Origin of the sequence: Lutibacter sp. (assembly GCF_030692605.1) — a bacterium.
GTDB lineage: Bacteria > Bacteroidota > Bacteroidia > Flavobacteriales > Flavobacteriaceae > Lutibacter.
In genome coordinates this window covers 1-7,675 of the sequence record NZ_JAUYUD010000030.1, presented here as the reverse complement: position 1 = coordinate 7,675, position 7,675 = coordinate 1, and the positions used below count along the sequence as shown (strand labels likewise).

General features: G+C 28.5%; 5 protein-coding genes. 3 read left to right on the top strand and 2 right to left on the bottom strand.

Going from position 1 to position 7,675, the window contains the following annotated elements; genetic code table 11:
• Positions 1-224: 224 nt before the first annotated feature.
• Positions 225-2,027: a TonB-dependent receptor gene (locus Q8S45_RS02705; RefSeq protein ID WP_305601009.1), complete on the top strand. Its 1,803-nt coding sequence runs from the start codon at positions 225-227 to the stop codon at positions 2,025-2,027.
• A gap of 131 nt (positions 2,028-2,158) precedes the next feature.
• Positions 2,159-2,485, top strand: coding sequence for a DUF962 domain-containing protein (locus Q8S45_RS02700; protein ID WP_305601007.1), 327 nt, complete (start codon positions 2,159-2,161; stop codon positions 2,483-2,485).
• 539 nt (positions 2,486-3,024) lie between these two features.
• On the opposite strand, the gene Q8S45_RS02695 is transcribed toward Q8S45_RS02700, so the two are convergent.
• Together Q8S45_RS02695 and Q8S45_RS02690 are read right to left on the bottom strand one after the other, a co-directional pair.
• Positions 3,025-4,041, bottom strand: a complete 1,017-nt coding sequence (locus Q8S45_RS02695; RefSeq protein ID WP_305601005.1) for a TlpA disulfide reductase family protein — start codon at positions 4,039-4,041, stop codon at positions 3,025-3,027.
• 16 nt (positions 4,042-4,057) lie between these two features.
• Entirely contained in the window at positions 4,058-5,434 is a 1,377-nt protein-coding gene (locus tag Q8S45_RS02690; RefSeq protein ID WP_305601003.1) for a redoxin family protein, read from the bottom strand.
• A gap of 134 nt (positions 5,435-5,568) precedes the next feature.
• On the opposite strand from Q8S45_RS02690, the gene hutH reads away from it, so the two are divergent.
• Complete coding sequence (gene hutH, locus Q8S45_RS02685) at positions 5,569-7,083, top strand: histidine ammonia-lyase (RefSeq protein WP_305601001.1); 1,515 nt, start codon at positions 5,569-5,571, stop codon at positions 7,081-7,083.
• The last annotated feature ends 592 nt before the right edge of the window (positions 7,084-7,675 follow it).

Sequence of the window (7,675 nt, the reverse complement as noted above, 5' to 3'; positions counted from 1 at the left end):
TGCTTTGAAACTAATAAACATGAATAATGTTTCTCTAATACTAATTTTACACATTCAAGTTTAAATGTGTAATCATATTTCACTTTTCTTTCCATAAAAATACCCCCAAATAGTGTCTAACTTTTTGGGGGCAGTCTAATTTTGTTCGGTTTTTTTTATGTAATCTTTATTACAAATCGAAAATTATAGAATAAATTTGCGCCTTATAAATTTTAAAACATACCATGAAAAATTCGGTGATAATAGTAGCAATCCTGTTTTTATTAACAACAAAAATAAATGCTCAAAATGATACGATAAAATTAAAGGAAGTAAGAATTTCATCTAATAGAATTTCACTACCAATTTCTGAGGAATCGAGGACAGTTTCATTTATCAGTAGTGAAATGATTAAGAATTCTCCGGCAACTAATTTAGCAGACTTGTTGCAAACTGTTGCTGGTGTTGATGTTAGAAGAAGAGGAGTTGACGGAATGCAGTCTGATTTATTTATAAGAGGAGGTAATTTTGATCAAACATTACTTTTAATAGATGGTGTTAAAATGGATGATTCCCAAACGGGACACCACACAATGAATGCCATTTTATCTTTGGATAATATAGAAAGTATTGAAATAATTAAAGGACCAGCTGCACGTATTTATGGTCAAAATGCCTTTGCTGGTGCAATAAATATTGTAACTAAAAAGATAACCCAAAGTTCTTTAAATCTAAAGGTTGGCTATGGCTCTTTTGATAATAAAAAGGCTTCGGTTGGAATTCAGGAAAAGTTTAGTGATAACACTTCGATTTTGGCACATGTTGAAAAACAACTATCAGATGGGTACAGGCCTAATTCAGACTTTGATAATACGTCAGTGTTTTTAAAATCTAATTATAAAAATTTTAGTTTAATAACTTCCTTTAATGATAGAAAATTTGGAGCTGAAAATTTTTATACTTCAAACCCTAATTTTAAGGAATATGAAGAAACTCAAAACAGTTTAGTTGCATTATCATCCGAATTTTATTCGAGCAATTTAACTATTAAACCACGCATTTATTGGAGAAGAAATCAAGATATGTTTTTGTTAAAAAGAACAGACCCTTCATTTTATAGAAATTTTCATATTTCAAATAAAGTAGGTTTTGAAACAAATATGGTGTATATCTCTGCATTTGGGACTACTGGTATTGGAGTCGACGTTTCAAAAGTATATTTGTCGAGTAATAATTTAGGGGATAGAGATCGTTTGGTTTTTAGTACCTTTTTAGAACATCGTTTTAATAAAATGAAGAAGTTTGATGTTACTTTAGGTCTTGCAATAAGTTCGTTTTCAGATTTTAAAACCCAATTTTTACCAGGTTTAGATCTTGGGTATAATATAAATGATAATGTAAAAGTATTTGGTAATATTGGTTATACCTACAGAGTACCTACCTATACTGATTTGTATTATTCAGATCCTGGAAATCAAGGTAATCCAAATTTACAACCTGAATCAGCCATTTCAGAAGAAATTGGACTGAAATATTTAACAGATGCTTTTAATTTTAACTTTTCGTTATTCAATAGAAATTCTACAAATTTAATTGATTGGACAAGAAATACTTCTGCTGAAAAATGGCAAACTCAAAATTTTAGCTCTGTAACAACTAAAGGTTTTGAAACATCTTTTAATTATAGATTTAATGCTGGGGATTTTCTACAAAATATTGATATAAATTATAATTTTATTGATGATAAAATAATTGAGCAAAATGTGAATTATACACGTTACTCACTTAATAGTTTAAAACATCAATTTTCGGCAAGTTTAAATACTAAATTTTTAAAATTTTTAAAACAAAGTATCACTTATAGATATGTAGAAAGAACAAGAGGTACTAGTTATAATTTAGTAGACGCTAAGATTAGTGCTGAAATTAATAAATTTGAATTGTCTCTAAATGCTAATAATATTTTTAATACAGATTATGTTGAAGTAGGGTTAATTCCTATGCCTAAAGGGAATGTAATGATTGGATTAAAATTTTCTGTCTATTAAATTTCATTCATAATAGTATTTAGAAGCTGTTTATAAGGTATTAATTATAAATAGCTTTTTCGTGTTGCACTTTTATTATCATTACATTAATGTCATAAATTATTGTAGATTGCTGCAAATATTTAATTATTATGAATCAAAGAATTCAATCTTTTAAAGATTTTTATCCGTATTATTTGAAGGAGCATAGTAATAGTACATGTAGATTGTTGCACGTTATCGGTACTACTTTGGTTTTTGCACTTGCTATTACAGCCATATATCATAATATTCCAAAACTTTGGATTTTAGTACCAATTGCTGGTTACGGCTTTGCTTGGGCGGGTCATTTTTTCTTTGAAAAGAATAAACCAGCTACTTTTCAATACCCATTATGGAGTTTACGCTCCGATTTTAAAATGTATTTTCAAATAATTTCTAGTAAAATTTCTTTGGATTCAACGAAAGATTCGATTTGATTGTAATTGTTTTAATAGTTGTTTGATTATTTAATTTCTATTGTTAAATAGAAATATATTAAAGAAAGGTCTTCACATTGGAAAACAATTTTTTTCATTATTCATGATAAAAATTGTACGACAAAGAATCAATATAATATTGTATTTGATATCAATTCAGTTAAATAAACTATATTATTTTATTTTATTAAATAAAAATTAGTTTTACGTAAAATAATTAAGAATTATATAATTTAATAATTATATAATGTTAAATAATTATTAAATACGCAATTATAATTTGATTGCATAATGTTTTGTTTTGTATATTTGCAGTCTAATTAATAGATAAGTTATGAAAGCAATTAACAAAAGTAAAAGGGAGATAAATGTTAGAAAAGAGAATAATGTAGATTTTAGAAACGCAAAGAGTTTAGCGTGGAACAATAAAAGAAGATTTAGTATCTAAATTTTTGATATTTATATATAATTATTTGAAGAAAAAAGACCGCTAATCAGCGGTCTTTTTTTTGTATTATAATTTGAATTTGATGTTAATTTTAAATCCCTAACGATTTAAATTGATCTTTTAACGTTGGGTCTGATGGTCTTTTAGCGTCAGAATCCACAATTACACCTTTAGGATCTATTAGAATAAATCTTGGGATCGCAGTAATTCCATATTCCAAAATAAATTCCGATTCAAAACTTTTGTCGGCAAATAATTGCACGCCACCTAGATTTAGATCTTTAACCATTTTTTTCCAATCGCTATGAGCATTGGCTTCATCAACAGAAACACTTACAAATGCTATGTTTTTGCCTTTATATTCCTCTTCAAGTGTTTTTAAAAATGGAATTTCTGCTTTGCAAGGAGCACACCACGTTGCCCAAACATCAATGTACACATACTTTCCTTTTAAATCTGTTAATGATGTTTTGCCTCCTTTAAAATTTTCGTAATTCGCAAAAGTTGGTGATAGTTTTCCTGTTGCCAATTTCATCATATTAGCGTTCATAGCCTCATAGTTAGATTCAATATAGCCAAAAAACATTTCATCATTTTTAGAATCCATTGCATCTATTAATGAGTCAAGATCTTTTGCGTTATCTTTAAAACCTTTCAAGGTTTTTTTAGCTTCTGCCAATCGAGTTTCATAGGCTTTTTTGTCTAAAGAAAAATAGGTTTTAGGATTAGCAAAATCACTCATAAAAAAGGACTTTTTATTTTCCATAAAATTGTTTGTCTCTGCCCCTATACCGGTAAACACAATTCCATCAACTATGTTATCTCCTTTAAATTGAAGATTTAAATCGAAGCCATTTTTTAAAAATAACGTAATGCGATCACCATTTTCAAAGGTCAGGGCGTGCACTCCATCTGTAACTCTAAGGGTATCTGTAAAAGTACCATCTTCATTTACGTTTATTTCTTTGCTAAATCCTCTACCTTGAACAGTAATTTTAGTTGAGTTTGCATTTTTTAATATACCATTTAAGGTAACATAATCTTTAACTTCTTCTTTACAAGAAATTGTTATGATTATTACGGCAAAAAGCCAAATTAATTTCTTCATTTTTTGATTTTTATTGTTAAATTTTTAATTCTTTAAATAGTTCAATTAATTTTTCGTCAGACGGTCTTGGTGCATTCGAATTTACAATAGTCCCATTTGGATCTACTAAAATAAATCTTGGAATACCTTTTATTAAATATTCTTGAACAAATTCTGAATCCCAATCTTTATCAGCAAATAATTGAATGCCTCCTAATTTTTCATCAGAAACCATTTTCTTCCATATTTCGTGGTCTTTTGCTTTATCAACAGATATGCTAACGAACTCAATATTTTTTCCATGGTATTTTTTTTCGATTTCTTTTAAAGCAGGTATTTCAGCTTTACAAGGTCCACACCATGTTGCCCAAACATCTATATAAACAAATTTCCCTTTTAAATCATCTAACGATGTTACACCGCCTTTATGATTTTCATAGTCACTAAATTTTGGAGAAGGCTGTCCTTTTCCAACTTTTTTCAGTAAAGTATAAGAGGCAGCAATTTCTTTTTTGTGCTTTTCGTTGGTAGAATTTTCAGAAAACAATGTGTAAAATAATTCGATATCTTCTGTGTATGTGATTCCGTATTTAGCATTGTCAAAAAGTAAACTATTTTTTATAGTCTCATTTTTAACCAAGCTGCTTACTGTTTTTAAAAATGCAATATCTTCAGAAATGGAATCCTTTTCTGCTAATTCACCTGCCTTTTTATAAAAATGAGAAGTGATTAGGCTTTTATAATTAGATGAAAAAAGAAAATCATCTTCGTTGTCATATAATATCCCATCTAAATCTTTTAAAAAGGTATTAGATACTTTAAAGTCTGGTTTATCTGCATAATGTGAATGATAACTTTCATATCTCGCCAATTTTTCCAAATACGAATAGTTAATATTCTTTTTTTCTGAAGTTTTAAATTCTTCTGAAATTCCTTCAGTTAAAGTAATTAAATTATCTAACGTACTTTTAATTTCTGCAAATCGGTTTTTATAAGCATCCTCCTCTAATAAATAAACAGAGGTTCCTTCGCCCATCATTTCTTTTTCAGTTTTTTCTTTAGTAATTAGATAATTGGCTATTTCAGATCCAATACCACTAATGGATAATGAGTTTTCGAATTGTGTTGCGTCATAATTTATGATAAGATTATTGCCTGGCTCTAAATAAAGATTTATACGATTTTCGCCATCGCTAAATGTATAAAACCCATTGTTTACGTACAATGTGTCTGTAAATGTACCTTGATTGGTAATTGTTACAGGTGCTAATTTTTCATTGTTAGCGTCGTATACTTTAAGCTCTTTAGCAGGAGCATTCATAATTTTTCCAGAAACGATTGCATAATCTACTGGGATTTCTTTTTTACAAGAAATTAGGGAAACTAAGATTATAATAAGAGCTATTTTTTTCATTTTATAATTGATAATTGAAACAATGGGCAAATGTAGTATATTATACTTTTATAGACTTAAATAACTGTTTACTTTAACAATAAATTTGCATAATATAAAAGGAATGCGGAATTTTGAATTCTCAAATTTTAAACATGGACAACCTTTATTATATTGATTCAAAACAAGTAACTTTTGAAATAATTAATAATCTTATTTTAACTGATAAAAAAATAGCACTTTCAAAAGAAACAATTCTTAAAATTGAAAGCTGTAGGAATTATTTGGATGCAAAAATGAAGCAGGAAACCAAACCTATTTATGGTATAAATACTGGATTTGGGTCTTTATGTAATGTTAAAATTGACACAAATAATTTACAAAAATTACAAGAAAATTTGGTAATGAGTCATGCTTGTGGAACAGGTAGTGAAGTGCCAAAAAGAATTGTAAAAATGATGTTGTTTTTAAAAATTCAGTCGTTAAGCTATGGTCATTCAGGTGTTCAGGTAGAAACAGTACAACGTTTAGTAGACTTTTATAATTATGATATTATTCCGGTTATTTATACACAAGGTTCGTTGGGTGCTTCGGGCGATTTAGCACCGTTGGCACATTTGGCATTGCCTTTAATAGGAAAAGGAGAAGTTTATTTTCAAGGCGAAAAAATTTCAGGTGAAGCTATTTTATCCAAATTCAATTGGAGTAAAATCGAATTGAAATCAAAAGAAGGTTTAGCCTTGCTAAATGGCACACAGTTTATGAGTGCTTATGGAGTTGATTTAATTCTAAAATCGTATAAACTCTTATATTTGGCCGATTTAATTGGTGCAGTTTCTTTGGAAGCTTTTGATGGAAACGACGCTCCTCTAAATGAATTGATTCATTTTATTAGGCCTCATAATGGCCAAATAAAAACTGCAGAAAGAATTCGCGAGTTTTTAGATGGTAGTGAGTTAATTATTCAGTCTAAATTAAATGTGCAAGATCCTTATTCTTTTAGGTGTATGCCTCAGGTTCATGGGGCTAGTAAAGATGCGTTGAGTTATTGTAAAAAAGTTTTCCTTACCGAAATTAATTCGGTAACCGACAATCCGAATATTTTTGAAAAAACTGATGAGATTATTTCTGGAGGTAATTTTCATGGACAACCGTTAGCGCTTGCCTTTGATTTTTTAGCTATTGCAATGGCAGAAATAGGAAGTATTTCGGAAAGAAGAACGTATCAGCTAATTTCAGGGTTAAGAGGTTTGCCACCTTTTTTAGTTAAAAATTCAGGTTTAAATAGTGGTTTTATGATTCCGCAATATACTGCTGCAAGCATTGTAAGTCAGAATAAACAATTGGCAACCCCATCATCTGTAGATTCCATTGTATCAAGCAACGGACAAGAAGACCACGTAAGTATGGGTGCTAATGGGGCAACAAAGGCATTTAAAATTGTTAAAAATGTGCAAACGGTTTTGGCAATTGAATTGTTAAATGCGTCTCAAGCCTTATTTTTTAGACTACCATTAAAAACATCGCCATTTTTAGAAGCTTTTTTATCAAGTTTTAGAGTAGATATTCCTTTTATTGAAGATGATGTAATTTTAAGCGAAGAAATAGCAAAATCCAATACTTTTATTGAAAGTTTAGAGATAGATCTAGAAGAGATGTTTTCCTACTAATTATTTTATGAAATTATTTAATTATGGATTATTAAAGTGTAATTATATTACATATTTTTAATATAAAATTTTGCGTTTTTTAATATCTTTTTAAATTTTATAATCTCCTTTTCTGATTCATTTTATCCAATCCTGAAACAATTTACCATGTATTTTTATTTTATTTTGTCAAACTTCAGCAAAAAAAGACCTCCAGAACAGCCTAAATCACTGGCTTTTAGTAAACTAAAATATTAAATTTTTTGCATATTATATAAATTAATATACCAATTATTAGTAATAATGATGCCGTTTGTTAAATAGTTTTACACTGTGTTTTTTATATTTAATTATAATTTACATTTACTCCGATGATAAACGCGATTTGGTTTTATCAGTTAAAGTTCCCACAAATCAAAAAAAAATTTTCAATTAACAAGCTTACTCTAACCCCAATAGATAAAGCAATCGATTATATTAACCTAGCGGTAATATATTCATAAAAAAGTTGTATATTTGTCCTATGGAAAAAGAAGATTTTAGGACAGTTGATGATACGATTAGAAGTTCGTATCGAAAAAAGGCAATTGCCTTAATAAAGAAAGGCGTAAAA